Genomic DNA, 25,778 nt, shown 5'->3' on the forward strand with positions numbered 1-25,778 from the left:
GATCAATGAAAAAGCAAACCGCGCATTATATAGCGGGAAAGATCATGATGCTATAGAAGTAATCTATAGGATATGGTTAAGAATAAACAAACAATCTGTAGCACACTTAATATCAATGTCCAGCGTCCTAAGCGTTGGGCCGCTTGACAGCGCTCAGCCATACTCCGGGCTCCCGTTTTTCTAGCGTATAGACTTTCTAGCGCTTCATCCAAGGCTTCCAAGGTGAGCGCACCAGAACCAAGGCGGTCAAACAATCGCTCATCAATCGTAATACGCAGCACAAAATAGCCTTGAACCAAGAGAATGAACAGCAACACGAGGCCGATATAAAACCCAAAATTAATCCATCCCAGTATCACCACGACGATATTTAACGCCCACAGCGTACGGTAAGCACGCAAGCTTGCCGCCGTTAGCGTTGCTAAAGCCCGCTCATTATCAGTCATTAATCGCCTCCTCAATCGCTCGTTGGGTGGTCTCAGATATTACGATATGCGGCTGCGCCGCTAAAAGCAACGCTTTCGCCTCAGTCAGAGTGTCTGCATTACCATAACGAACCAGCCAAGTCAGTACTACAGCCGCACTACGACCATAGCCTAGCGCACACGCCACCAATACAGGCCCTGATTGCGTGCCTAACAGATCTTCCAACCCATCAGCAGCCCGGCGCAAATCCTCGACCTTTGGCGACACTAAATCCAACATCGGCACGCTCTGATAATGCGTTGGCGTATTCCACAAAGGATATTCCGCGCACACATCGAGCATCGCTTGGTTATGTTTGGCTGCAACAATACTGCCTAGTTGTACCCGATCTGTAACGCGCACCACCCGCGGTTTACCGCGCAACCAAAAAGCGATATTCGCACGGCACGCCAGATAATACGGCGCCAATAACAGGGTTACCGGCATACTATGGCGTCCATTGCTTTGCTTTTGAAAAGCTTGTGCGCCAAGGCCGGCGTAAGCAAGCACCAGGAATACACACGCAGCAGCAATCCAGCCTGTCCATAACCAGCTGCCAGCAAAGAACATCAATAAAACAGCCACTGCGGTCAGCAGAGCGTAGGCGAGGCTGCAGCGCGGATGAAGACGCTTCGCCATACGACACACAGGCGACGGTTGATTGGTTGGCAGCAACCATAACACGACAGCAGCCGCTAACACGCCGGTTGGAATGTCGATAAAATGGTGCTGCCAAGTGGTGAGTACCGATACAGCAATTAAACTAAACCAGCCAACAATTGCAGTACGCCAAGCCGGAAAACGCAGCCAATAAAAATAGCCCACGATGATTGAGAGCATAATATGCAGCGATGGTGCTTGATTATACGGCTGATCAAACGCCCCTAGCGCTTGAAACAACCAAGCAGAAAGGCCGTCAGAGGCAGGCTTCGACCAACTGAATTGCAGCGGCCAAAGTATAAAACACAGCACCGCAATCGTTTGTGCAAGCAGAAGCTGCTGCACATAACGCCATAAGGCTTTTTTTGTGCGACAGAGAAAAAAAGCGGCAGCATAAAACAGATTGAGCGTCCAATAAGGGACAATCGTCCACGGCCAAAAAGGAATCGAGCGTTCCCACGCAAAAGCAATCTCTGGCACCGAGTCACGTTGCCCGGCCAACCAATTCGCCCCACCATAGCTGCTATAAAAAATCACGCCAACAGCGATAAGTGCGCCTAATGCAACGAATTTAGTTAGCCGCTGATCTCCTGTCTTCATGCAAGCAAGCGCCAAGGCCAACGCTCACCGGCTAAAAACGGCACAATCGTGGTATCGCCATAAGGCAGCGTTTCTGGAAAGCGCTGTTCAACGCGCTCAAGTGTAACCGTGCCAGGGTTATACGGCAGACGGTAAAAATCCGCACCAAAGCGCGCGGCAAAATTGCCCAGCTTATCGAGTGCCCCAGCTTGATCAAACACGGCTGCATATAAAGCCAAACTGGCGTGCGCGCTATAGCAACCGGCACAACCACAGGCGTTTTCTTTTGCACTCTGTGCGTGCGGTGCACTGTCTGTACCAAGGAAAAACCGTGGATCACCGCTGGTCGCAGCTTCAACTAACGCCGCACGATCGGCTTCGGTTTTTAAGATCGGCAAGCAGTAATAATGCGGTTTAATGCCACCGACCAACAGCGCATTGCGGTTAAACAATAAATGCTGTGGTGTGATGGTCGCTGCAGTGTTTTTCGCTTGACTACGGACAAATTCCACGCCTCGTTTAGTGGTGATATGCTCAAGTACCATACGCAGCCGTGGAAAGCGCACACGTAAATCACACAGCACCTCATCGATAAAACGCGCTTCACGATCAAAAATATCGATCTCAGGATCGGTCACCTCACCATGGATGAGCAGTAGCATATCTTCAGCCTCAAGCGCTTCAAGCAGCGGATAAATTGCGCTTACCTCGGCCACACCTTGCGCTGAATTCGTCGTCGCCCCACGTGGATACCATTTAACGGCCACCACCCCTGCAGCTTTCGCTTCAATAACCGTTTGTGGGGTTAACCCGTCGCTGAGATAAAGGCTCATCAATGGCGTAAAAGTTGTGCCTTCTGGAATATGGGCAATAATTCGCTCACGATACCCCTCAACGGCTGCCACACTATCGAGTGCCGGAGTTAAATTAGGCATCACCAGCGCACGCGCACACTGGCTTGCCGCATCAGCAACCGTCCGAGCCAGCGCAGCTCCATCGCGCAGGTGGATATGAAAATCATCAGGAGTGGGGATCGTTAGTTTGCTCACGGTGTTTCCTTATAGCTTTATGCTGATTATACGTCTAAGCTGAGATTAAGCCATTGTCTGAGGCGCAATTTTGCAGCGGCGCTGGCATGAGAATCTGGCTCAACATGCGCTTCATCGAGTTCGGCAGCTTGCAGGCTAAAGGTTTTCCGTTTTAGCACACCATCGCGAAAAACGTGTACATCAACACGGCTGTTTTCTGGTGCAAGCTGTAGCTCATCACGCAATACCTCACTGCTCACCTGTAACTGATTGACTGCAACCAGAACATCATCCACCGCAACCCCAGCAGCGGCAGCAACGCTCGCTTCATCGAGTGCACTCACTCGCCACGCGCCATTAACCTTTTGCCAGCGAAAACCAGGATCGACCTTTATCGGCTCGTCTTTATGTTTGGCAAGACGGTAATGCAAGCACATCGCGAGTGCGCTGAGCGTTTCTTCTAATGGCAAAGGTTTGGTTGTGTGCAGCCCGTCGTACATAAACTCGTTAAATGCTTCATGAGCGTCTGCTGGTAATTGCTCGCGCACAAAGGCGCTAAAGTGCGCTTCGGTTAATCCTTTACCGCTCGCTTGGTAGTCTTGCCATAAGTTACGCATCACTCGCGGCAAATGCCATTGGTCATGAGTATTTTTTCGTAAAAAGACATCCAAACAGAGCGCAAAAAGTGCACCATGAACGTAATAGTTGGTGCTGCTATTAATCGCATCCTCACCACCGTTATAGAGCTTTGTCCACGCTTCAAAGCTTGAATGCGCCAGCGTTTGTTTATGTCGCCCGCGGCGACGCAGATGATTGCTAATGTCACCCGCGAGCAATCGCCAATACTGCTGCGCACTGATCACCCCACTGCGCACTAACAGCCAGTTATCAAAAAAGGCGGTAAAACCTTCAAATAACCACAGCATCTCACTGGGTTGCTCGTGGCGCAGATCATAGGGTTGATAATCGTGCGGCTTTAGGTCTTTAATATTCCAGGTATGGAAATATTCATGTGAACACAGGCCTAATAAACGCAGGTAATGGTCATCAATGGGGTAATCTTTACGCGGTAATAACCGCCGTGGCGCCATCAGCAGCGTGCTGCTGCGATGCTCTAGACCACCGTACACATTATCGGTCACATGGAGCATAAAACGATAGGTACCCACTTGAGCCGGCCAGTCGCCAAAAACTTCCTGTGCGGCAGCACAAATCTGACGCACATCGTTAACCAGACGGGCAGTATCGGTCGCCATAGCTGCGCCACTAACAATCAATTCGTGGGTTTTACCATGTACCTCAAAGCGCGCACAATCAAGATGTGCACCAAGGATCAGCGGTGTGTCGATCAGTGCGTCGTAGTCAGTGAAGCTCAGCGCTTGATCTACCAAATCCGCTCCATACAGAGACCAACCTGTGCGCTGTTCATCAAAGCTCAGCTGTAAGCGATGCGCTTTATTTTCTTGCCCTTCTACCGCAAGACACGCACAGCAGGGGTTAAACAAACCACGTTCATCATCTGAATAACACCCTCGTACTGAGATATCGCGTGCATACACGCTGTATTCCAACACCAGTTCGTCACAGCCATCAGGCACATCAACCTGCCAAGTGGACGGGTCGAGCAACTGCCAATTCAGTACGTGATCATCCGCTGTGATACGCATATCGCGAATATGTTTGGCAAAATCGCGGCGGGTGTAGCTACCGGGAATCCAAATCGGCAAATACAGGGTTAGCGCTTGACCAGCACACTGCGAGATCGTTTGGCGGATGTGATAACGGTGTCCACCTTGACTTGTGCGAACGTTGTATTGAATCATAATCTGTCTAAATAAAAAGGAAACTATTCTAGCATTGCCCTTGCAAACCCCCAATCAGTCGCCATAATAGAACTATATTCCTTGGAAACGAACCATGAGCGAACAGCCCAACTTTGCCCAGGAAGTGGACGCCGAGATCAGCGATCCACAACTTGAAGAACCGCAGCTTTATGAAGTGATGCTGCTCAACGATGACTACACCACAATGGATTTTGTCATTGATGTATTGATGCAGTTTTTTCGTAAAAGCTATAGCGAAGCTGAATTACTTATGTTTACCATCCATGAACAAGGATCAGCGGTTTGTGCGATCTACAGTCGTGAAATTGCCGAGATGCGCGTCAAACAAGTTGTTGACCACGCCCGTGCGCATGAATACCCCCTGCTGTGTGTCATGCAGCCGCATTGATTGGAGAAGAAGATGTTATCTACCGCACTAGAACAAGCCATTGATCGCGCCTTTCGCAGCGCGCAAAGTGCGCATCACGAATTTTTAACTTTAGAACATTTATTGCTCGCGCTGTTAGATGAAACCAGCGTCACTGATGCGGTTCTAAGCTTTGGTGGCGACCTTGTGAAGCTCCGTGAAGACATCAATCGCTATATCAACGAACATACGCCTAAGCTTGATGTCGATGATGAAAGTCGCAGCACACAACCAACCACCACCTTCCAGCGCATGATCCAGCGTGCTGTTTTGCATGCCCGAAATGCCGGTAAAACAGAAGTCAGCTGCTTGAATGTGTTGGTGGCGATTATGTCTGAGCGTGATTCCTATGCCGCTTTTTTCTTGAAAAAACAAGACATCAGCCGTTTGGACTTACTGACCTACATTGCTCACGGCCGCCCTGCCACCCAAGCAGAACAAGCCGAGCAAGAATCCTCATCAGAAAAGGCTGAGAGTCTACCGGAAAAGAAAAGCGCATTAGCAGAATACGCGAGCAACTTAAACCATAAAGCCAAAGAAGGCCGAATTGACCCGCTCATTGGACGTGATAAAGAGATTGAGCGCACCATACAAAGCCTGTGTCGACGCCGCAAGAACAACCCGATTCTGGTTGGTGAAGCAGGGGTTGGTAAAACCGCGATTGCTGAGGGGCTTGCGAAAGCGATTGTCGATGGTGACGTGCCGGAAGTGCTCGAAGATGCGGTTATTTATAGCCTGGATATCGGCTCGCTACTCGCGGGCACCAAATACCGTGGCGATTTTGAAAACCGCATCAAGGCGCTACTCGATGAACTCAGCAAAATCGATAACGCGATTTTATTCATTGACGAAATCCATACCATTATCGGCGCTGGTGCCACGTCTGGCAGTACCATGGATGCTTCAAACCTGATCAAACCAGCGCTCGCTAATGGTGAGTTACGTTGTATTGGCGCGACCACCGATCAGGAGTTCCGCCAGATTTTTGAAAAAGACCATGCCTTGGCGCGCCGTTTTCAGAAAATTGATATTACAGAGCCGAGTATCGATGATGCGATTGCTATTTTGCGCGGCTTGAAATCGCGCTATGAAGAATATCACGACATCACGTATTTAGATGAGGCGCTTGATGCTGCGGTTAAGCTATCGAACCGCTATCTTAATGAACGTCGCTTGCCCGATAAAGCGATCGACTTAATCGATGAAGCCGGCGCGCGCTCGCGTATTGTACCGCCGGATGAGCGTAAGGAGTATATTGATGCGCTAATGATTGAGCAGCTAGTCGCTTCTATGGCGCGCATCCCTGAGAAAAGCGTCAACCAGGATGACCGCAACCTGTTACGCACCTTAGCGCGCGATCTAAAAACCGTGGTCTTCGGCCAAGATGAGGCGATTGATAACCTTGCCTCAGCGATCAAATTGGCGCGCGCAGGCTTGCGAGAGGCAGAAAAACCGATCGGCTCATTCCTCTTTACCGGGCCAACAGGGGTTGGTAAAACTGAAGTTTGTCGTCAACTCTCACATGTGCTCGGGATTAAGTTATTACGCTTTGATATGTCGGAATATATGGAAGCGCATACCGTATCGCGCTTAATTGGCGCACCACCGGGCTATGTCGGTTATGAACAAGCTGGCCTGCTGACTGAACAGATTTTGAAAAATCCGCATGCTGTGCTGTTGCTCGATGAAATCGAGAAAGCGCACCCCGACATCATGAACCTGCTGCTGCAAATCATGGATCACGGGAAAATTACTGATGCCAATGGGCGTGAAGTGAATTGTCGGCAATTGATTATTGTCCTGACCAGTAACGTCGGCGCTTTTGAAATGGATAAAAACCGTATCGGCTTTGCCCAAGCAAGCTCTAAAGATGCCGCGAATGCGCAATCTGAAGCCGCGATTAAACGCCATTTCAGTCCGGAGTTCCGTAACCGGCTTGACGCGATCATCCGCTTTGCGCCACTCTCGGGCACCACAATAACCCATGTGGTGGATAAATTCATTATTGATCTCGAACACCAGCTTGAGGAAAAACATGTCACCTTAACGTTGTCTCCTCAAGCCAAAGATTGGTTGGCCGATAAAGGTTATGACGCGAAAATGGGTGCCCGACCGATGAACCGCCTCATTCAGCAACACATCAAACAGCCTTTAGCAGAAATGCTGCTCTTTGGTGAACTTGCTGAACATGGTGGGCATGTTGATGTGCTGATCGAAGATGATAAACCCGTGCTCAAAACCAGCCCTAACACACTACCTGAAGTCAATGGTGATGAAGCTGCTGATGATGCAACCAACACCATGAGCTAAAATCAGCACGACCGTTACCTTCGCTCAATAAATCTATAAGGAGACCGTCATGCGTTTTTTGGTCACAGGGGCTAGTTCCGGATTTGGCGAAGCAATCACCAGACGCTTGGTCAGCGATGGCCATCAGGTGATTGCTGCCGCCAGACGTGAGGATAGGTTACATGCCCTCGCGCAAGAACTCGGCGAAGCCGTATACCCACTCCCGCTCGATGTTTGTGATCAACAAGCGCTAACGCAGTTGAGTGAACGCTTACCTGAAGATTGGCAAGCCATTGATGTATTGGTGAATAATGCCGGTTTAGCGTTAGGATTAGAGCCAGCGCATGAAGCGCAACTCGATGATTGGCTAACGATGATCGACACCAATATCAAAGGCCTGGTGGTTCTTACACGCGCTATCCTACCGCAGATGGTTTCTCGTGGTAGTGGACTGGTGATTAATATCGGCTCGATCGCCGGCACTTACCCGTATCCAGGCGGTAATGTCTATGGCGCTACCAAAGCGTTTGTCCACCAATTTAGTCTCAATTTACGCGCTGATTTAGCCGGTAGCGGCGTGCGCGTAAGTAATATCGAGCCAGGCTTGGCTGGTGGCAGTGAGTTTTCCAACGTGCGCTTTCATGGTGATGATGCGAAAGCACAAGCCGTTTATCAAGGCACATCTGCGCTCACCCCTGAAGATATCGCCGAAACCGTTGCCTGGATTGCCAGTACACCGGCGCATATGAACGTCAACACCATCGAAATCATGCCAACGTGTCAGGCATTTGCGCCACTCAGTGTCAGCAGGGAAAGCTAGTTGGCAGCTACTGCTTTAGTGCCCGCGAAACTCGTCCATCGATGAGGTCACTTTGAGGATATGTTTTGCCGTCCAGTCCCACCACGGCTGAGGCAACAGTGCCTTAATGATCATCGCTAAACGCACCGACCACGGCAAATAACGAACTGCTTTGCCATCCAGCATAGCCTGCCAAGCGGCATTTACTGCTTGTTCTGGGGTTAATATCGGGGTGAGGAACATCTTTTTCGCACCTGCAAACATACCAGTGCTGATATAACTCGGGCAAAATGTGGTTAGTTTAATGTGCTCGTGGCCGGCGTTGATCAGCTCCAAACGTAGCGAATCACCCCAACCTAACATCGCCCATTTTGACGCACAATAGACCGCCATACGTGGATTTGATACCGTAGCCGCAGCGGAGGCAATATTTAAAATCCGCATCTCTTGCGACTTACGCTCTATCATTTGTGGCAATAGAGCGCGTGTGATTTGCATTGGCGCAAGCGTATTGATTTGCATACACCATTCAGGTGGTTTTTCATCTTGCCAGAAATACGCATTACCGGACACCACGCCGGCATTATTAATCAACACATCAATCTCACCGGCCGCCCCACGCTCAAGCAGCGTGGTTAACTGTTGGTCAATTACTGCGCTATCACTTAAATCGACCTCAGTAGTGATCACCTCGATAGGCGTGTTAGACGCTTCACGAACAAGATCTGCGGTTTCTTGCATACCAGCAACATCTTGGTCCCATAAATGGAGCGTTGTGGCACCTTCTCTTGCTGCTCTGAGTGCATAAAGCCGCCCCATGCCCATAGCAGCGCCGGTAATCAGCACATTTTTTCCTGAAACGCCATATCCCATAGTCCACTCCTAGCGATTAACGATATGTTTAATAACCCATTGGGTCAGTCGATTATACGGTGGTGCAATCCATCGCATCGTCTCTAGCCATAGCGGTTTACTCATGATCGGCTTTTGGTGACTAAAGGTCTCTAATGAGTAGCGCCCCATATAACGACCAAAGCCGCTTTGCCCCACGCCGCCAAATGGCAATTCTGGCGCACTTAGATGCGCAACAGCGATATTAAAACAAAGCGCCCCTGAGCTTGTTTGTTCTCTATATTTTGTGCGTATTATTTCATCGTCGCTAAACACATAGAGCGCTAACGGTTTCTCACGAGCATTAATAAACGCAATCGCTTCATCAACATCAGCTACGCGCACAATCGGTAATATCGGGCCAAAGATTTCTTCTTGCATCAACTGCGCATCATTTAATACGCGATCAACAATCGTTGGCGCGATATAACGCGTCTCGGCATCGATCTCACCGCCCAACACAACCTGTTGTGGGTCAACGTCTGTTAATAACCCTTTTAGACGCTCTAGATGTTGCTCATGAATAATCCGCCCATAATCCGCACTCTCACGAACGTGCTCGCTATAGATCTGCACCACAGCTTTTTTGAGCGCAGCAATCAAGGGCTCAGCCATTGCTTCAGTGGTTAAAATATAATCCGGGGCGACACAGGTTTGCCCAGCGTTAAGCCATTTCGCCCAAGCAATACGGTAGGCCGCATTCTCTAAATGAACGCTACCATCGATCCATAGCGGCGATTTACCGCCGAGTTCAAGAGTGACTGGTGTCAGGTGACGGGCAGCCGCGGCCATCACCTTTTGTGCGACTGCTGCACCACCGGTGTAGAAAATATGATCAAAGCGCGCTTCTAATAATTTTGCACTACCGGCACCATCAGTGATGATCACCGCTATCGCGCGTTGATCGAGGTATTTCGGTAATAATTCGGCACACAGACGCGCGACATTCGGCGCATGTTCACTGGGTTTAAGTAACGCAGTATTACCCGCGGCTAGTGCGCCAACTAATGGTGAGAGTAATAACATCAGCGGATAATTCCACGGTGCGATGATTAACACTGTGCCCAAAGGCTCATAGATCAAGCGCCCACTGGCTGGTTGCAACGACAACGGTATGCGCACGCGCTTTGGTTTCAACCATTTTTTTAAATGCTTTAAGGTGTAGCGGATTTCGCTGGCGACAAAACCAATTTCGGTTAACGCGCTTTCGCACGCCGCCTTGCCTAAATCTTGCTTTAATGCTTCGGTAAATGCCGCTTCCTGCTCATCAAGCATTCGCGCGAGTGCTTTGAGTTGTTCAAGTCGCCAAGCAAGCGGTTTACTCTGCCCACTTTGATAAAATCCACGCAGCTTCGCAAGCGTATCTTCAATCTCAGTTTGCGTGAGTGTATGTTTAAACATAGCCAACCCTCTTAATCACGCTCAATGAGCGGTTTATGCACTCAATATAGCGCATTTAATACCAAAGCATAAGCGTGAATTCAGCGTGTTGCTAGTGGAAATTATGCTGCACTATCTTGATCTGCGATGCTGCTCAATGATGCGGACAGCCATTGCCAAAACGTCACCACCGAAGGGATATGCACCTGTTCATCGGGTGAATGCGCGCCGGTGATGGTTGGGCCAAAAGAGATCATCTGCCAATCGGGGTAATGTTCACCCAAAATGCCACACTCTAATCCCGCATGGATGGCTTTAAGTTGTGGGGTTTTCCCGAACAAAGCCTCTCCGGTTTTGAGCATCGTTTGCACAATGGCTGCCTCAGGATCCGGTTGCCAGCCTGGATAATCGCCTTCAAATGTTGCACTACCCTCTAAAGCAGCAGCCAGGATTGAGAAACGGCGTGCCAAATCTGCTTTTGCATCTTCATGCGATGAGCGGATCAGCGCTTGCAGGCTGGCTTGGTCTTCGCCGACGCGAATAATGGCTAAATTGCTCGAGGTTTCTACCAAGTTTGACATCGCAAGATCCATGCGCACCACACCATTTGGGCAACCTAACACACCGGCAATCAAGCGTTGCAGCGAGCTTTGCTCGAGAACGGTTGCCGGACGTTCAGCCTTCTTCAAGCCAATCGCAAGCTTTTGATCTTCTTTCGGTAACTCAGCACGTAACGCCTTATTAATCGCCTCAATGTGTGCCTGCAGGGTTGATTCATCGATCTCGCCACACAGTACCGCCTCTGCCTCACGAGGAATCGCATTACGCATATTACCGCCTTCAGCGCTGGCAAGCTTGATCTCATAATGCTCTACCAGTTCATCAATCACCCGCATAAGGATAATAGTCGCATTACCACGTTGATCGATAATGTTCAGCCCTGAGTGACCACCGGATAAGCCACTGATCGTCAGATGATACGCGTGTGTCTGAGTATTATTTTCACGGGTTAGCGGCAAGGTAATTTCAGCATCAACCCCACCCGCGCAGCCAATATAGAGCTCTCCTTCTTCTTCAGAATCAAGGTTCAACAGAATATCGCCTTGCAGCCATCCTTCGCGCAACCCTTTCGCACCATCCATCCCGCATTCTTCTGTCGCCGTAAAAAGCGCTTCAATCGGACCATGGACGAGGTTTTTATCAGCTAATACAGCCAATGCCGCAGCTGCACCAATGCCGTTATCCGCACCGAGCGTTGTGCCTTGTGCGCGCAACCAGTCGCCATCGACCTGTGTGCGGATCGGATCACGCTGGAAATCATGATCGCTGTCATTATTTTTTTGCGCCACCATATCCAAATGTGATTGTAAGATAACCCCAGGAGAATATTCCTTACCAGCGGTTGCTGGTTTACGCACCAATACATTGCCTACTTCATCTATCTCTGCAAACAAACCGAGACGCGCCGCTTCGTCGAGCACGTACTGGCGCACGGCCTCTTCATGATACGACGGCCGCGGAATTTGCGTTAAGGCATGAAAATAGCCCCACAATAGCTGCGGTTGAAGGTCTTTAATGGTCATAGAACGTCCTTAAATAATCGATTGGGCTATGGTATCGCCAGCACCTTGCAGGTACAAGATGAGGCGATTACCGCTTGGCAAATCTATTGAATATGCGCTTTAAATGGTCCTTGTACCATCGCTTTACCGAGAAAGCGCGATTTCAGCTTATCGAACAAGCTTTCATGCACTTCGTCCTCAATCAGTAATAGGTTATGGCTATCCAAGTGCGCCAAAATGTAATCGTCGCTGGTACGCACACCATCAATCAAGCCATTTTCAACCGCCTGTGTGCCATACCAGGTTTCGCCGGTGGCAATACTATCCACATCTAATTGTGGGCGTGCGGCACGAATATGGTCTTTAAACAGATCGTGGGTCATCGCCAGTTCGTGCTTAAATTGTGCGCGATCCTCATCAGTATTCTCAGCAAACATCGTCAGGCTACGTTTGTGCTTGCCAGCGGTGTGTTGTTCGTAATGAATCGCATTTTTTTCCAGTAAATCATGGAAGTTTGGCAGCGCACCGATTACCCCTACCGAACCCATAATCGCAAAAGGTGCAGCGAGTAATTCATCCGCCACACACGCCATCATATAACCGCCACTTGCAGCAACCTTATCGACACAAATCACTAAGCGTACCGATTGTGCGCGCAGGCGTGCCAATTGCGAGGCTGCAAGGCCGTAAGCGTGTACCAAACCACCAGCGCTTTCTAAGCGAAGCATGACATGATCATTGCTACCCGCCACTTGCAGTACCGCACTAATCTGTTCGCGTAAACTAACCACCGCGCTCGCCTCGATATCGCCATCAAAATCGAGAATATACATATTCGGCTTCTCGGCTTGTTGTTCTTGACGGTTCTTTTCAGCTTTTTTTCCGCTTTATGGTGTGCTTTTAATGCTTTTTTATCGAGCAAGACCGTTTTGAGTTGTTCACGCTGAGCGGCAAACGATTCATTCAACGAACGAATGTGCAGCTTATCATCGTCATTTTTATGTTTGCGCGCGGCCGCTGCCACGCCGATGATAATGACTAATGCGAGGACGAATGTTGCGATCTTGGCAAAAAACAATCCATACTCGTAGAAAAAAGCGCTCATAAACTTATGATTCCTCAGTTAAAAATAATGACAAAAGCGTCGTAAAACACAAAATATGCAGCAGCAAAAAAAACACCGTTTGCATGCTGAGAATCCCTTGATGTAATAACTCAATATGTTCAAACGGTGATAGCCAGCGCGTAATCGCCACCAGCCAATCCGGTGAACTCAACAAAATCGGCATAAGCCACAATAGCAGCCAGATAAGTGCCAAACAGAGTGAGGCTACTAACGGCGGTAGTTTTGCTGAAACCATCAGGCCAAGTAACAAGGCATAAATGATCACTAACCCTTGAGCAAGCACCATAGCCCATAACAAACCGTTATCCCAATCGGTTCCTGGCGTGAGTGCGCCAACAAACAACCAAAATGGCAACGCTACCAACATGCTGCCAATCAATAAGACCAGCAACTTTGCCCAAATGACGCGCCAGCGTCCTTGATTGAATCGCCATAATTGGTCAGTACGCCACTCTCGCTCTATTCCTAAGCACCGCGCGGCAAAATAAAGACTAAAGATGATAATCAACCACACCACCACACGACTGCCCTGACCGAGCAATAGCTCGGTAGCACCACGTTGATTATTCAGTTGTGCAAGCTTGGGTGCCAGGTCTTGATAGGCTTCAAAAGCAGCGAGGAGATAAATCGTCAAACCCAGCCACATCAGTAGGAGACTCACATAAAAAGCGCCGCCGCACAGCAAGCGCCACTCTTTGGCAAACACGTCACGAAAGCGCATCGATTTTCTCCTGTAGCGCTTCAGCCGGATAGTCTTGGCTCACACTCAACACACCTTCAGGCAACATCGATTGCTCGGCGGATAACCCAATAAATCGCCCATCACGCACCACAGCATCAGGAATTTGCTCTGCTATATGTCGATTCTTAAACGCCAACCACTGTAAATCATGTCGCGGCTCTGGTAAATCGAGCGCCAAACAGCGGCCTTCTCTAAGCACATACACACGGTCAGCAAGTGCCGCCACTTCGCCTAAATCATGACTCACTAAGACAATAGCGCTCGTTTGTGCGATCTGTTTAAACAAAACCTTCATCGCTTGACGTTGCGCTACATCCAAACCATTACTGGGCTCATCAAGCAGTAACACTTGCGGACTAGTCAGCAACACTTGTGCCAGCGCTAAGCGTTGGCGATAACCATGAGACAATGCACAACCACGCTGATTAAGTACCTTCTCTAAGGCGCAGAGCTCAATGATTTCATCAAGGTGTACACTATCTTGTCGATACGTATTTTGCAGGCGACACAACGCTTCATAGACGCTCCAATCAGGATAGATGGGGGCTTTATCCGGCATCATAGCTAAATGCTCAGCAACACCGTCGCGATAATCAATTGTGCCTTTTTGTGGCGTTTTCATACCAGCAAGCAATTGAAGCAGCGTTGTTTTTCCTGACCCATTCTCACCTACCAAGGCAACGATCTCTTGCGCACCTACGCTAAGCGAACAATCATCAAGAATGCACTTTGCGTGGTGGCGATAGCTAATCGCGTTGGCTTGGATTAGGGTCATAAAAAAGATGCGTAAAAAAACCCGCATATTAGCGGGTTTTTAGCGCAATGTGTGATTAAATTACTTAATCTTCGCTTCTTTATAGATCACATGCTTACGGACAACAGGATCAAATTTCTTGATCTCCATTTTCTCAGGCATGTTGCGCTTATTTTTGGTCGTGGTGTAAAAATGCCCAGTTCCTTCAGAAGAAACCAAACGAATTTTCTCGCGAACGTTTTTCTTAGCCATCGCTTACTCCTTACACCTTATCGCCACGTGCACGGATATCGCTCAAAACGGCATCAATACCTTTTTTATCGATAATGCGCATCCCGTGGGTGGATACTTTTAGTTTCACAAACCGGTTCTCGCTCTGAACCCAAAAGCGATGCTCTTGGATGTTCGGCAGAAAACGGCGCTTAGATTTGTTGTTCGCGTGGGAAACGGTATTACCGACCATCGGCTTTTTACCGGTCACCTGGCAAATGCGGGCCATAGCCGTACCTCTTATATTAAATTAAAAACCATACAATGGTGGCCAAGGGCGGAATCGAACCACCGACACGCGGATTTTCAATCCGCTGCTCTACCAACTGAGCTACTTGGCCCCGGAAGGCTGCGCATTAAACAGCATTTTGCGCCCTGCGTCAACTCTTTCCATAACTTTTTTACTTTTTCCCTTAATTCGGCACACTTCCGGCACACTTATAGTGCCTGTTAAATACTTTACACATCAAATAGTGAACGTATTTTATGCTTCAGATGAGCCAGGAACATAAGCCTTAGGCGCAACCGCTTCGTCATTAAACAAAAATGCCTGCATTTGCTCACGCAAAAAAGCCTGAGCCTCAGGCTCGAAGGAAGATAAATGATGCTCATTAATTAACATCGTTTGCTGTTCAAGCCACATACTCCATGCTTCTTGCGAGATATGATTGACAATCCGCTCACCAAGCTCACCTGGCATCGGTTTACGTGTTAACGCTTCTCCTTCACGTTGAAGTTTTTGGCAAAAAACCTTCATAAAAGCTCCTCATCACTAAATGCTGGTATACAGCATACCAAATAGCGCCCTGCTCTGGTAAAATTGCCTTTTTGTGATAAACCCTGTTTATGTCGGCAATCATTATTGGCATCGAAGAACAGACATTATGCGCTGCAGACCAACGCCGTCTGCGCGCAACAAACTGTGCCGGCGCCATTTTATTCACGCGTAATTTTTCCTCTTATGATCAACTGCGCACGCTTATTGAAGATATTCGCGCATGCAAACCTGATGCCTTAGTATGTGTGGATCATGAAGGTGGCCGCGTACAACGGTTCATGGATGGCTTTACCCGCATTCCTGCAATGGCCACATTCGGCAAAATATTTAGCGAACGTCCAGTCTTGGCGCTACAGCTCGCCCACGCTTGCGGGGTGATTATCGCTTACGAGCTCGCCTCGCTCGATATTGATTTTAGCTTCACTCCGGTACTCGATTTACAAGACAGCGCATCGAGCGTAATTGGTGAACGTGCCCTTTCAGCACATCCTGCCGAAGTCAGCATCCTCGCCAGTGCGCTGCGTAAAGGGCTTGCCGATATGGGTATGGTCGCGGTTGGTAAACACTATCCTGGACATGGCCGCGTCTGTGGCGATTCACATCATGTGCTCCCTCATGACACACGCTCAGAATGTGAGCGTGAGGCCGATTTAGCGCCGTTTCTCACCCAAATCCACGATGGTATCGAAGCGCTGATGCCTGCGCATATCGTCTATCCGGAAAGTGACGGCTTGCCAGCGGGATTTTCGTCGCTCATGTTACAACGCCTGCGTGATTATGGCTTTGATGGTGCAATTATCAGCGATGATTTAGATATGGCCGGTGCCGATATCATTGGTGACGGACCAGCGAAAGTACAAAAAGCGCTGACTGCTGGTGCTGATTTGACGTTAATCTGTAACAATTTTGTGGCAATCGATGCAGCGCTAGCTGCCAACTACGACCAACCACAGGCAAAACATTCACAAACCCGGATAGCAGCGCTGCGTCACCGATTCCAACCCTCAAACGATGCGCTACAACGCTACAATCATGCTAAAGCACTTTTTAACACCCACTATTTAACCCTTTTTTCTCACCAGGAGCGATCTGATGGCTGAAAAACTTGTCGTCGTCATACTCAACAGCAACCCGGAAAATCAAAGCGAAATGGTTGAGCCGATTTATCATGCTACCATTGCCGCCTCAATGGACTATGAAGCGGAAATCATTCTCGCTGGTCGTGCGGGCGAAATCGCCATTCGTGGTGTCGCTGAGGCCATCGAATCGCCACGTAAAACCGATGAAACGGTTTATGATTTATTAAAAGAAGCCTACCAAAGCGGCGTGCAGATTAAAGTCAGTAAATTTGTGGTACAAAAATGGGGCGATAATTTGATTGCCGAAGTCAGCGAGGTGGTCAGTGGTGGCTATATCGTTGGCGAAATCATGAACAGCAATGTCACCACCCTAACCTATTAACCCCTTATAAATTAACCCAATATAAAGAAGACCATGAGCCAACTAAGCAACCAAGAACTCGAAAACGTTCTACGCAACTCTGAATGCCTGATTACCACAGCAGAAGTCAACGCCGCCTACGACAAACTTGCTGCCCAGCTGAACCTGCATTACGCCGGACTCAATCCTATTGTGATGGTGGTGATGAACGGGGGACTTATTCCTGCCGGCCAGCTACTGACCAAACTGTTTTTCTTTCACCGCATGGAGTACATCCACGCCACGCGTTACCGTGATAACCAAGGCACCGATGACCTGCAATGGAAAATGCGCCCAAATATCGATTTACGCGGCGAACATGTACTGCTGATTGATGATATTTTCGATGAAGGCTACACACTGAAAGCGATTGTTGATGAATTAAGCCAGGAATCACCAGCTACGCTGAATTGCTGTGTACTGCTGAATAAAAACCATGACCGCAAAGTTCCTAACTTTAAAGCGGATTTTATTGGTCGCGAGGTCGTTGATCGCTATATTTACGGCTGCGGCATGGATTATCATGGTTATCTCCGTCATTTACCGGGCATCTATGCGCTCAAAGAAGACAAAGAGCCATCGCTGTAGCTTAGCGCTCGCAAGCTTAAGCGTTTTATGGACGCTCAGCGGCTGCGTGCAACAATCTAGCTACCACGAGTATCAAAACACCACGACGCTCAATTATCGTGGTGAACAGATTACCCAAACCCATCAAGCGCAATGGCATGATCGTGAACAGGTTGCGCCCGTCATCAAAGGGCGGATCGATCAAGATGGCCGTGGCGCACTGACTATCGAAGCAGTGCCACCACCGCAGCCGGTTAATGTCATCATCGTGCCAACGCGCCAACCCTGTCAGCAAGCGCCAAAGAACCAAGGACCTTTGATACAACGCAAAACCATCATCCCGGGGATTACGCCATGTTAGTTAGTCGCAAATACCGTTATCTTGCACTCATACTACTGGGTTTCTTACTGAGTGCTTGTCAAAGCACTACCCCGCATAACGCACAAGCAGCGATTAGCGATGGTGCCTGGCGCGATCACGCCAACATCAGCAAACAAGCCGCCATTGCTCTATTTGCTGATGGTCGAGTGCAGATTATCGACCCACAACCGCGCATCATCCGCTTACGCCCCACGCTTGATGTGTATACCAACGAGTTCGCCCCTTGCTATCTACGTGAAAGCGCGCTTATTAACGGGCAATCCGCAATTGTAGAGCGGCCTTGTACACGTACTGCCGAAGACGCCGATCGCTTCGGCTTTCAAGGTATCGGCCATCGCAGACTACTTCCTTAATCCATGCAAACACTCAATGCCCTATGCGTCTTACTCAGCCTGCTTGGCGTTGGCGCACTCACCGCAGGCTGGTTAATCATCGTTTTTTCATCGTTTTTTACCCGCCACTGGCTAGACGGGTTAATCAGCATCATCCTACCACTCGCCCCCATCATCGCTTATCGGCGACAACACTGGCACGCCTTCATCATGCTGTGCAGCGGCAGCCTCTTCCTCGCCCTCGGTTTTGCCGGTATGCTTTTGCCTGACAGTATCCATTACGGATAATCGATAGATGCTGTCTGGACAGGCAAATTCTTCACAAAACGCCTCAAACACGAGCAAATGCAGAAATCAGCCAATCTGCCACGGCGCGAATCCGTGGCGTGTGCCTGAGGTCTTCGTGCATTACCAAATAGAGTGCGAAGCGACGAAATATATCGCTGTCTTGATTAGGATTTGCGACGAGCAAATCCCCTTTTATTGGATTAACAGCAACCAATTGCGTGTCGTCGCAAGCCAAAAACGCCGGTAAAATACCCATACCCAACTGATTCTTAATAGCATTTTTAGCCAGATAGAAATCATTAGTCGAAAATACGACATTTCCGTCACGCCGCTGTTTAATCTGCTCAAACCAACTCTGCAAACGTGTATTGGCCTGAAATGCCACCCAACGCCAAGCACAAAACCCATTTTGGCAGCGCTGCCAATAATCTTTATGTGCATAAAAATGGTAATCGATGTCACCTAATTTACGGATGACCAAATCCTGTTCGCTGGGACGATTAAGGCGCAACGCAATATCAGACTCTCTGTGATACAAATTACTATGGCGCACTTCACCTTGAATATTCAAATAAATATCAGGGTATTGCTTATAAAAATCTGACAATTTAGGTGCTAAAATTTCATTGACGAGCACAGGTGGCGCTGATAATGTCACCACGCCTTGCATCACTGTTTGCTTTATGGCCATGCGGTGTAACGTATGCATGCTGTTTTCGATGTCGCAGGCTTGTCCATAAAGTATCTGCCCTTCCTGGGTCAAGGTATAACGTTTACCCATGCGGTCGAATAATCGTACATTAAGCGCTTCTTCAAGCGCCGCGACACGTCTGGCAACAGTGGTATGCTGCACATCAAGCTTCTCGGCCGCCGCTGACAATGTTTGTTCATTGACCAGACAAATAAAATAACGTACATCATTCCAGTTCATTACGACGCTCTTACTGTGTAAATTTGCACATTATATGCTTATTCCTGCTATTTTTATGCAAAATTGGTTTGTTTATACTACTCTCAACTCCTGGATAAAGGCGAGCAAACCATGCAACAAAAATCATTAGCCAACACCCCCATTTTTCCCATTGGTCTGGGGTGTATGGGCATGAGTGAGTTTTATGGTGACAGTGATGACCAGGCGTCCTTAGCGCTCCTCGACAAAGCTTACGAGCTGGGCGTGAATTTCTGGGATAGCGCCGATACTTATGGTTTTGGACACAACGAAGCGTTGCTTGGCGAGTGGCTAAAAACCCGCGACACAAACCACCAACTTCGTGAACAACTCGTTATTGCCACGAAATTCGGCATTGTTCGCCAGCCGGGACAATATGAACGCTATATCGACAATTCTCCCGACTACATTCGATACGCCTGCGATGCATCACTAAAGCGGTTGCAAACCGATTATATTGATGTTTATTACTGCCACCGCCGCAACCCTGACACACCGCTTGAAGAAATGATGCATGCGCTTGGGCATCTCCTCGATACCGGAAAAATTCGTGGCATTGGTCTTTCAGAAGTCAATGCCAAAACCATTCGCCGTGCACACGCCATCCATCCGCTTAGCGCCGTGCAAAGCGAATATTCATTATGGACACGCGAAGTGGAAACAGAAATTATCCCTGTTTGCGCAGAACTGGGCATTCAATTTGTTGCCTATAGCCCTTTAGGACGCGCGTTTTTAACCGGAAAAGTCGACACCAGCACACTCACAGATAATGACTTTCGTCGAATACTGCCGCGCTTTCATGGTCAAGCCGCCGTCCACAACCAGACATTAGTCGATACATTAAGCCAACTTGCCAACACTTGGCAACTTAGCAATGCCCAGCTTTGTCTCGCGTGGATGCTCAACAAATACGCACACGTGATTCCAATCGCCGGTACGCGTCGCGAACACTATTTAATTGAAAATAGCGCAGCCGCCGACGTCATCTTGACACCCTCGCAAATCGCCCGCCTAGATAAACTTTTTCACACAGACAGCATCACCGGAAAACGTTACCCCGACGCGGGTTGGTCCGGTATCGAGCAATAGGAGCACACCATGTCTTTCAAATTTCGCATCGTCAATACCGCCATCATGAGCATATTCTTATCGTTATTCATGACTTTTTACGTCACATGGATTAACCTCGGCTTTACTGAGCAATTTATAAATCTTTGGTTCAAAGCATGGCTGATGGCCTTTCCTGCAGCGTTTATCGGCGTGTTGTTGCTGGCACCAATGGTACAAAAACTCACTCTGCGGCTATTGGCGTACGAAAACAAGTCATCGCCATGTCGCTGAACATTCATGCAACAAAATCAATATGCATTAGATTGATGATTTTGCTGTTTTTCAAAATCTAACAACCATTTTTTACGTTCTAACCCGCCACCATATCCCGTTCAAACACCATCACTAACTCAGTGCCAACAAGGTCGAGAGCAATACTAACTATTTTGCACTTACCGGAAAGATATTCATCTAGTTCTGTTCTTTACTTGTTTAAGTGGATAAACAAAAAAATACCTGTGGTTACCACACAGGCAAAAAGCACAGTTGGAACACGAAAAATAAACACGTCTTTTTTTGCTAAAGTCTATGATTAAACAAAGCGTTCTAACTAGTCCATCAAGATTCGACAAAACGATATAGGTGACATCAATCACCCACTGCAGTGCAGTCATTACGATACATTCAATTACTATAAAACAATAAGCATACTGATTTATCTCGCTAAACCTTCTAAAATAGAGAAAAGTTTTGCCAGAGGTCCACATGCCTTCCTTAAACGTTGCCGGTATTCAATTTGCTCCAAGCAGTAATTGGTCACTGAATTTAACCACCAGCGAACAAGCCATTCGTCGTGCGGCCGCACGTGACGCAAAACTGATTGTCCTGCCTGAATCCTCACTCTACACTCGAGAACCAGGCGATCAAACCCTCTACGCTCAACCGCTTGATGGGCCTTTCGTGCAAGCGTTGAGTACGCTATCTGAAGAGTTATCGATCACCATTGTTGCCGGAATGAGCGAGCCTGCCACAGATTCACGGGTTTATAATACGACCGTGGTACTTGCAGACGGTGCACTACAACATCACTACCGTAAATTGCATCTCTATGATGCCTTTAGCTACCGCGAATCCGATGAGTTTGTTGCTGGTGATGAATTACCGCCCATTTTTGAGGTTAGTGGCCTGCATTGTGGGCTAATGACGTGCTATGACTTACGCTTTCCAGAGCTTGCACGACTCTTGGCTGAACGTGGCGCTGATGTCATTATCGTGCCTACCGCTTGGTTTGCCGGCCCGTTAAAAGAGTGGCATTGGCAGGTATTATGCGCCGCGCGAGCGATTGAAAATGGTGTGTATCTGGTAGCTATTGATAGTTGTAGCACACGGCGAATTGGCATGAGCCGTGTGGTCGATCCTTATGGGGTGGCGATTGCCCAACTTGGCGCACAACCTGGTGAGCTCTACGCTACCCTTGAATCCGAGTGTTTGGTACAAGCGCGCACGCAAATGCCGATGCTCAGTCAACGTCGCTTTAGAATTGATCCTCAGGTGCGAACTTTTGAAGACGGTTAAATGGCTGGTCATCACCGCTATCTTGCTGGTTGCACTCGCTTGGTTGCTCGATAGACTTTTTCCCCCTGATTTAAGCCGCTATCAAGATTGTTCATCGGTCGTCGTTGATCGCGAAGGCAAAGTCCTCAACATCGCTTTAAGCCAAGACGAACAGTGGCGGCTCAGTGTCGCGCAACTCTCACCACACTATCTTAAGCTACTGATTGCTTATGAAGATCAATCTTTTTTCGCGCATATTGGTGTTGACCCACTGGCCATTGCTCGCGCCACCTGGCAAAACATCAGCAATATGCGGGTGATTTCTGGTGCGTCAACGCTAACCATGCAAACCGCACGCCTGCTCGAGCCTCGCCCCCGTACTCTAGCAAACAAAGCGATTGAAGCGTTACGCGCCCTTCAGCTCGAGTGGCATTATGATAAAAAAACTATCCTCGAGATGTACGCAACGCTTGCGCCAATGGGCGGTAATGTTCAAGGCGTTGAAACCGCTTCCTGGTACTATTTTGCCAAACCTGCACGCGATTTAACCTTGAGTGAAGCCGCCTGGCTGGTCGCCTTACCGCAATCGCCTAAACGCTACAGCGATCCAATATACGCCCAAGAAGCGCGCGATAAAGTCTTACAGCGTGCATTAACACAAGACGTTATTGCGCGCGAAGAAATTGAACGTGCACTCGCCGAACCTATAATCATTAAAGCCCGACCGATGCCGCGCCATGCCCCGCATATCTCTGCCTATCTACGCAATCGTCAGCCTGAACAATGCGTGATAGGCAGCACACTCGATGCCAACCTGCAAACCGCTTTAGAAACGTTGTTAGCACAAACCCTGCGCTCGCGTGATGCCAAGAGCAATATGGCTGGCGCGGTGCTTGATAATAGCAGTGGTGAGTATTTAGCCTATGTTGGTAGTGCCGACTTTTTCTCCCTAAAACGTGATGGGCAAATCGATATGCTCCGCGCGGTGCGCTCACCCGGATCCACCTTAAAACCCTTTATCACCCTATTCGCTTTTGATTGGTTGAATTATCACCCCAGTAGCCATATAAACGACACACCAATCACCAGAGGCTCATATCGTCCGGTCAATTATGATGGCAGATTTAGTGGAGAAATTACCCTGGCTGATGCACTAGCGCGCTCACGTAACGTTCCTGCTGTACGCTTACTCGCGGCTATTGACCCTGATTATTTCGCAGCAGCCCTTCGACGCCGTGGGTTATCGTTATTCTTTCCTGGCAATAAGCAAGCCAATTTAGCAATCGCTTTAGGCGGTGTCGGTGTGCGTGCTGACGAGCTTATTCATCTATACCGTGATTTGGCGAACTGTACCTTTAATCCACGCCAAGAGCTCGCCGAACAACGCGCTTGTATTAATGTGACACGTATCCTTTATCAGGTCAGTGATCTACGCTATGGTGACGAACCGGTGGCACTAAAAACCGGAACATCGTACGGCTGGCGTGATGGGTGGTTAATTGGCTACACACGCGATGTTACTTTATTACTCTGGGAAGGTCGCGCTGATGGTAGCGCTGGTGAACAGCGCAGCGGTGGTGAAGCGTTGCTCAGCCCAATGCGTCAGTTGGTCGCATTACTACCTAAAGAGAAAACCCCTTACACGGCGCTACCGCCACTTGAACGCTATATCACACAAACCCGACGCGCAGTACAACCCAGCACCACGGTTAAACAAAACGTCTTACATATCGTCAGCCCATTATCGAACAGCCAAATTGATTGGCGAGAGAATAGCCCGATTAGCTTAGTGGTTAAAGGCGGTCAAGCGCCGTATTTATGGTTTATCAACGATGAGGTTGTTGCACAGACTGCTACCCCGCGCGCCCAATTTCAGCCACAAACCGGTGGCACCTATTACCTGAGTGTGATCGATCAACAAGGCGAAAGCGCCAGCGCTCGATTTAGCCTCGATAACGCACCGACTGCTGCTACACCAACCATCACCTTACAACGTAGTGAAGTAACCGAAAACAGCCCATAAGCATTATTTGCAAGCATGATTAATAAGCTAACAGGGTTAAATTTGCATTTACTTAGTGCTTTAGTAATAATAAAAAGCTCTACTGAACACAGGAGCCCAAGATGTTAAAACCACTTGCTTTATCATTAGCCGTTGCCATTGGTAGCGCACAAGCCGCCACCACATGGAATATGGCTTCCCCTTATCCTGATGCTGAATTCCACACCCAAAACATCAAACAATTTGTCGAAGACGTTGCCGAGAATACCAATGGAGATATTCAAATCACCCTCCATTCCGGCGCTTCACTGTATAAAGCACCGGAGATTTTTAAAGCGGTACGCTCAAACCAGATTCAACTAGGTGAGCTGCTGGTATCAAGCTTGGGTAACGACAACCCGATTTTCCAGGTAGACACCCTACCGTTTCTCGCCAGCGACTATGACGACGCACAAAAACTTTGGGCCGCTTCTAAGCCGTATATCACCGAAGCACTCAAAGAAGAAGGCGCTATTTTGCTCTATACCACACCATGGCCAGGGCAAAACTTCTACACCAAAGAGCCTTTGACTGATGCTGAGGGTCTCAAGGGTAAAAAAATGCGCGCCTACAACGCGATGACTTCTGAAATTGCGGCCAAACTTGACGCTGCACCAACCACAATTGAAGTCTCTGATATTGCACAGGCATTTTCAACCGGACAGATTGACGCGATGATCACCTCGAGTGCCACCGGTGCGTCTTCTCAAGCATGGGATTTTGTTTCAAATTACACCCGTGTAAATGCTTGGTTGCCGAAAAACATGATCTTTATTAACCAGCGCACTTGGAATCGCCTGGATGAAGCCACCCAACAAGCCATTCTTGACGCTGCAGCAGCGGCTGAAAAACGCGGTTGGGAAATGTCACAAGAGAAAAACGCGAACAGCGAGGCTATTTTGGCTGAAAACGGCATGAACGTTGCTGATGCCAGCGATGCTCTAAAAGAGAAACTTAACGACATTGGTCACGAAATGGCTGAAGCCTGGTCTGCTGAAACCGGTGAAGATGGCGCGGCTATTCTTGACGCTTATCGCAGCAATCAATAAACCGTGTTTAATCGCTTAAACCGCCTGCTAAATGGTCTGTACCGTTTAGCAGGCTTATGCGCTGCGCTCTCAATTATCATCGTATTTGTTTTAATTATTGCGCAAATCATTGCCCGACAACTCGATACCCATATCCCGTCATCCGGTGATTTGATTGGGTTTGCAGTGGTGTGGGCAACCTTTCTTGGCCTGCCTTATACCATGCAAGCGCGCGGACATATCCGCGTAGAGCTTTTCATTACCAGAATGCGTCGCGAACACCGTCGCTGGTTATTATTGTTAGTCGCGGCTTTTGCCTGCACGATGCTCTCGATATTTAGCTATTTTATTATTCAATTGGTCTACGAATCTTGGCACTACGGCGATGTAACCGATGGAGAAATTGCGATGCCACTTTGGCTCATGCAGCTGCCTATGGCCGTTGGTGCGGTACTTTTCACCCTATCGATGCTCAGTGCGATGTTTGAGGATTTTTTCGCCAAACCAGCGGCAACCGAAATCACCTAAGGACACC

General features: G+C 48.6%; 29 protein-coding genes and 1 tRNA gene. 15 read left to right on the forward strand and 15 right to left on the reverse strand.

Going from position 1 to position 25,778, the window contains the following annotated elements:
• Nucleotides 1-50 precede the first annotated feature (50 nt).
• From L0B52_RS02045 to L0B52_RS02060, 4 genes are read right to left on the reverse strand one after another with little or no spacing between them, the layout of a single operon-like run.
• Nucleotides 51-446, reverse strand: a complete 396-nt coding sequence (locus tag L0B52_RS02045; RefSeq protein WP_235064877.1) for a hypothetical protein — start codon at nt 444-446, stop codon at nt 51-53.
• Nucleotides 439-1,725 (reverse strand): phosphatase PAP2/dual specificity phosphatase family protein, encoded by a 1,287-nt coding sequence (locus L0B52_RS02050; protein ID WP_235064878.1) that lies wholly within the window; start codon nt 1,723-1,725, stop codon nt 439-441. The genes L0B52_RS02045 and L0B52_RS02050 overlap by 8 nt, the downstream gene beginning before the upstream one ends.
• Nucleotides 1,722-2,753: a dihydroorotase gene (pyrC, locus tag L0B52_RS02055; RefSeq protein WP_235064879.1), complete on the reverse strand. Its 1,032-nt coding sequence runs from the start codon at nt 2,751-2,753 to the stop codon at nt 1,722-1,724. Before pyrC ends, L0B52_RS02050 begins: the two co-directional genes overlap by 4 nt.
• 26 nt (nt 2,754-2,779) lie before the next feature.
• Complete coding sequence (locus L0B52_RS02060) at nt 2,780-4,555, reverse strand: M61 family metallopeptidase (protein ID WP_235064880.1); 1,776 nt, start codon at nt 4,553-4,555, stop codon at nt 2,780-2,782.
• Between the two features lie 94 nt (nt 4,556-4,649).
• On the opposite strand from L0B52_RS02060, the gene clpS reads away from it, so the two are divergent.
• The 3 genes from clpS to L0B52_RS02075 are packed head-to-tail and all read left to right on the forward strand — an operon-like array spanning nt 4,650 to nt 8,091.
• Nucleotides 4,650-4,964 carry an ATP-dependent Clp protease adapter ClpS gene (clpS, locus tag L0B52_RS02065; RefSeq protein ID WP_235064881.1) on the forward strand — a complete coding sequence of 105 codons (315 nt, stop codon included), beginning with the start codon at nt 4,650-4,652 and terminating at the stop codon, nt 4,962-4,964.
• A 12-nt stretch (nt 4,965-4,976) separates the two neighbouring features.
• The gene (gene clpA / locus L0B52_RS02070; RefSeq protein WP_235064882.1) at nt 4,977-7,292 is read left to right on the forward strand and encodes an ATP-dependent Clp protease ATP-binding subunit ClpA; all 2,316 of its coding nucleotides are present in this window, start codon (nt 4,977-4,979) and stop codon (nt 7,290-7,292) included.
• 49 nt (nt 7,293-7,341) lie between these two features.
• A complete protein-coding gene (locus L0B52_RS02075; protein WP_235064883.1) occupies nt 7,342-8,091 on the forward strand; it encodes an SDR family NAD(P)-dependent oxidoreductase in 750 nt (249 codons plus the stop codon).
• A 15-nt stretch (nt 8,092-8,106) separates the two neighbouring features.
• Here L0B52_RS02075 and L0B52_RS02080 read toward each other — a convergent pair whose 3' ends face one another.
• The 10 genes from L0B52_RS02080 to L0B52_RS02130 all read right to left on the reverse strand — a co-directional run bounded on the left by L0B52_RS02080 (nt 8,107) and on the right by L0B52_RS02130 (nt 15,552).
• Nucleotides 8,107-8,943, reverse strand: coding sequence for an SDR family NAD(P)-dependent oxidoreductase (locus L0B52_RS02080; protein ID WP_235064884.1), 837 nt, complete (start codon nt 8,941-8,943; stop codon nt 8,107-8,109).
• Nucleotides 8,944-8,952: 9 nt separating this feature from the next.
• Nucleotides 8,953-10,362 (reverse strand): aldehyde dehydrogenase family protein, encoded by a 1,410-nt coding sequence (locus L0B52_RS02085; protein ID WP_235064885.1) that lies wholly within the window; start codon nt 10,360-10,362, stop codon nt 8,953-8,955.
• Nucleotides 10,363-10,463: 101 nt separating this feature from the next.
• Nucleotides 10,464-11,924 (reverse strand): aminoacyl-histidine dipeptidase, encoded by a 1,461-nt coding sequence (locus L0B52_RS02090; protein WP_235064886.1) that lies wholly within the window; start codon nt 11,922-11,924, stop codon nt 10,464-10,466.
• Between the two features lie 83 nt (nt 11,925-12,007).
• Nucleotides 12,008-12,736, reverse strand: coding sequence for a protease SohB (gene sohB / locus L0B52_RS02095; RefSeq protein WP_235064887.1), 729 nt, complete (start codon nt 12,734-12,736; stop codon nt 12,008-12,010).
• Between the two features lie 276 nt (nt 12,737-13,012).
• A complete protein-coding gene (locus tag L0B52_RS02105; protein ID WP_235064889.1) occupies nt 13,013-13,750 on the reverse strand; it encodes a hypothetical protein in 738 nt (245 codons plus the stop codon).
• Nucleotides 13,737-14,546, reverse strand: coding sequence for an ABC transporter ATP-binding protein (locus tag L0B52_RS02110; protein ID WP_235064890.1), 810 nt, complete (start codon nt 14,544-14,546; stop codon nt 13,737-13,739). Before L0B52_RS02110 ends, L0B52_RS02105 begins: the two co-directional genes overlap by 14 nt.
• A 60-nt stretch (nt 14,547-14,606) precedes the next feature.
• On the reverse strand, nt 14,607-14,777 hold the full coding sequence (gene rpmG / locus L0B52_RS02115) for a 50S ribosomal protein L33 (protein WP_235064891.1): 171 nt from the start codon (nt 14,775-14,777) through the stop codon (nt 14,607-14,609).
• Nucleotides 14,778-14,787: 10 nt separating this feature from the next.
• The gene (gene rpmB, locus L0B52_RS02120) at nt 14,788-15,024 is read right to left on the reverse strand and encodes a 50S ribosomal protein L28 (protein ID WP_235064892.1); all 237 of its coding nucleotides are present in this window, start codon (nt 15,022-15,024) and stop codon (nt 14,788-14,790) included.
• Nucleotides 15,025-15,060: 36 nt separating this feature from the next.
• Nucleotides 15,061-15,136: transfer RNA gene (locus L0B52_RS02125), tRNA-Phe, on the reverse strand.
• A 143-nt stretch (nt 15,137-15,279) separates the two neighbouring features.
• A complete protein-coding gene (locus tag L0B52_RS02130; protein WP_235064893.1) occupies nt 15,280-15,552 on the reverse strand; it encodes an oxidative damage protection protein in 273 nt (90 codons plus the stop codon).
• Between the two features lie 89 nt (nt 15,553-15,641).
• Between L0B52_RS02130 and nagZ the strand changes: the two genes are divergently transcribed.
• The 6 genes from nagZ to L0B52_RS02160 are packed head-to-tail and all read left to right on the forward strand — an operon-like array spanning nt 15,642 to nt 18,621.
• On the forward strand, nt 15,642-16,673 hold the full coding sequence (gene nagZ, locus L0B52_RS02135) for a beta-N-acetylhexosaminidase (protein WP_235064894.1): 1,032 nt from the start codon (nt 15,642-15,644) through the stop codon (nt 16,671-16,673).
• Entirely contained in the window at nt 16,666-17,034 is a 369-nt protein-coding gene (locus L0B52_RS02140; protein WP_235064895.1) for a peroxiredoxin, read from the forward strand. Before nagZ ends, L0B52_RS02140 begins: the two co-directional genes overlap by 8 nt.
• A gap of 33 nt (nt 17,035-17,067) precedes the next feature.
• Nucleotides 17,068-17,640 (forward strand): hypoxanthine-guanine phosphoribosyltransferase, encoded by a 573-nt coding sequence (locus L0B52_RS02145; RefSeq protein WP_235064896.1) that lies wholly within the window; start codon nt 17,068-17,070, stop codon nt 17,638-17,640.
• Nucleotides 17,641-17,686: 46 nt separating this feature from the next.
• The gene (locus L0B52_RS02150; protein WP_235064897.1) at nt 17,687-17,980 is read left to right on the forward strand and encodes a hypothetical protein; all 294 of its coding nucleotides are present in this window, start codon (nt 17,687-17,689) and stop codon (nt 17,978-17,980) included.
• Nucleotides 17,974-18,354 carry a hypothetical protein gene (locus L0B52_RS02155; protein WP_235064898.1) on the forward strand — a complete coding sequence of 127 codons (381 nt, stop codon included), beginning with the start codon at nt 17,974-17,976 and terminating at the stop codon, nt 18,352-18,354. The genes L0B52_RS02150 and L0B52_RS02155 overlap by 7 nt, the downstream gene beginning before the upstream one ends.
• 3 nt (nt 18,355-18,357) lie before the next feature.
• Nucleotides 18,358-18,621 carry a hypothetical protein gene (locus tag L0B52_RS02160; protein WP_235064899.1) on the forward strand — a complete coding sequence of 88 codons (264 nt, stop codon included), beginning with the start codon at nt 18,358-18,360 and terminating at the stop codon, nt 18,619-18,621.
• A gap of 43 nt (nt 18,622-18,664) precedes the next feature.
• On the opposite strand, the gene L0B52_RS02165 is transcribed toward L0B52_RS02160, so the two are convergent.
• On the reverse strand, nt 18,665-19,552 hold the full coding sequence (locus tag L0B52_RS02165) for a LysR family transcriptional regulator (protein WP_235064900.1): 888 nt from the start codon (nt 19,550-19,552) through the stop codon (nt 18,665-18,667).
• Nucleotides 19,553-19,663: 111 nt separating this feature from the next.
• Here L0B52_RS02165 and L0B52_RS02170 point away from each other — a divergent pair, with 111 nt between their 5' ends.
• The 6 genes from L0B52_RS02170 to L0B52_RS02195 all read left to right on the forward strand — a co-directional run bounded on the left by L0B52_RS02170 (nt 19,664) and on the right by L0B52_RS02195 (nt 25,771).
• On the forward strand, nt 19,664-20,659 hold the full coding sequence (locus L0B52_RS02170; RefSeq protein WP_235064901.1) for an aldo/keto reductase: 996 nt from the start codon (nt 19,664-19,666) through the stop codon (nt 20,657-20,659).
• A gap of 9 nt (nt 20,660-20,668) precedes the next feature.
• Nucleotides 20,669-20,911, forward strand: a complete 243-nt coding sequence (locus L0B52_RS02175; protein WP_235064902.1) for a DUF2798 domain-containing protein — start codon at nt 20,669-20,671, stop codon at nt 20,909-20,911.
• A gap of 474 nt (nt 20,912-21,385) precedes the next feature.
• Complete coding sequence (locus L0B52_RS02180) at nt 21,386-22,195, forward strand: carbon-nitrogen hydrolase family protein (RefSeq protein ID WP_235064903.1); 810 nt, start codon at nt 21,386-21,388, stop codon at nt 22,193-22,195.
• A complete protein-coding gene (gene pbpC / locus L0B52_RS02185) occupies nt 22,182-24,197 on the forward strand; it encodes a penicillin-binding protein 1C (protein ID WP_235064904.1) in 2,016 nt (671 codons plus the stop codon). Before L0B52_RS02180 ends, pbpC begins: the two co-directional genes overlap by 14 nt.
• 101 nt (nt 24,198-24,298) lie before the next feature.
• On the forward strand, nt 24,299-25,264 hold the full coding sequence (locus tag L0B52_RS02190) for a TRAP transporter substrate-binding protein (RefSeq protein WP_235064905.1): 966 nt from the start codon (nt 24,299-24,301) through the stop codon (nt 25,262-25,264).
• Between the two features lie 3 nt (nt 25,265-25,267).
• On the forward strand, nt 25,268-25,771 hold the full coding sequence (locus tag L0B52_RS02195; RefSeq protein WP_235064906.1) for a TRAP transporter small permease: 504 nt from the start codon (nt 25,268-25,270) through the stop codon (nt 25,769-25,771).
• Nucleotides 25,772-25,778: the final 7 nt, after the last annotated feature.

Origin of the sequence: Suttonella sp. R2A3 (genome assembly GCF_021513215.1) — a bacterium.
Lineage (GTDB): Bacteria > Pseudomonadota > Gammaproteobacteria > Cardiobacteriales > Cardiobacteriaceae > JAHUUI01.